Below are 1274 nucleotides of genomic sequence, written 5' to 3'. Positions count from 1 at the left end.
GCCAACTATTCGTTCATTTTTCAATAAAAAGAGTTCCGACCCCGGTAATTGCTTCATCAGTAGCGACAACACTTTATGCATATCTTCGGGATGGCAATAACAGTCGAGATTTGAATAATATCCGAAATAAAACCTGTCTGTATCACACGATATATATGGCCTCTTGTGGGTCACTTTTATCATATGGGGGTGTCCACGCTTGATAGCACTTATTGAGGTGGTTTCTACATTTTTAAAACCAGTAAAGAACAATGCCCCCAGAGCCATTCCACCTACACCAACCAGCGCTGCTGGGCCTAAAAAGGCCACCCCGACAATACAAACCACCACACCAAACCAAGCCAGCCCCCGCACTACCGCATAGGCTGCATCCGGAATAGCATCATGATAGGTGGTGACCAGCCCCTCGGTGGTGAGCCGATAGTGGTACTGTTTGTCAGCCAACCAGAGGTAGCGCATAAATGGCCCAAAAATCATCGCTATGATGAGAAAATAATACCATTGCTCAAATCCATACCAGTATGTCACCAACCCAACTAGAGCCGTAATCCCGCACGGAATAAGGACCATGATCCACCCAATGCCATACACAGTCGCTACCTTAATATCCCACTCATAGAGGGTGGGCGCCTCACGCACCCGCTGCTGACGCAACTGATAGAGCCGGTCTTGCTCCTCTTGGGGTAATTGCAGGTACTCAGTGCGCGGCAGGTCTTCATACCGACTGTCGTCCAACGGTTGCGTCTCTTGCTCTGTCGACGCCGACTGCTGCGGCGCTGCTCTCTTATTCATATAGCTATTCCTTTGCTGTACCTACGGACTGCACGGTCATCGTTAACCTACCCACACAGCTCGTACTTAATGTTTTCTCGCCCTTGACGACCTTGCCGCTAAAAAGTCTGTTAGCATCTTGGTGGCAAAGCTGCCACTGATGACACCGAATCTCACGCCAATAACAGGCGCGAGAAAAAACGTTAACTGGGCTGGGGATTCTTAGGGGCGAAATCTGACAGTTGGGCTAGTTTGCCGTCACGGGTGCCAACTTTAGAGAGGCCAACTATTCGTTCATTTTTCAATAAAAAGAGTTCCGACCCCGGTAATTGCTTCATCAGTAGCGACAACACTTTATGCATATCTTCGGGATGGCAATAACAGTCGAGATTTGAATAATATCCGAAATAAAACCTGTCTGTATCACACGATATATATGGCCTCTTGTGGGTCACTTTTATCATATGGGGGTGTCCACGCTTGATAGCACTTATTGAGGTGGT

Annotated in this window: 1 protein-coding gene and 1 pseudogene; both read right to left on the bottom strand. The window is 48.0% G+C overall.

What is annotated here, in order from left to right; genetic code table 11:
• Positions 1-792: hypothetical protein (locus L5M49_RS25010; protein ID WP_263184007.1), on the bottom strand; the 792-nt coding region annotated here is incomplete at its 3' end.
• Positions 793-974: 182 nt separating this feature from the next.
• Positions 975-1274, bottom strand: a pseudogene (locus L5M49_RS25005) (hypothetical protein); the annotation flags it as partial.

Origin of the sequence: Shewanella sp. SM74 (genome assembly GCF_025653725.1) — a bacterium.
Lineage (GTDB): Bacteria > Pseudomonadota > Gammaproteobacteria > Enterobacterales > Shewanellaceae > Shewanella > Shewanella oncorhynchi.
Note: the sequence above shows the minus strand (reverse complement) of the source record. Positions and strands in the feature narration are given on the sequence as shown.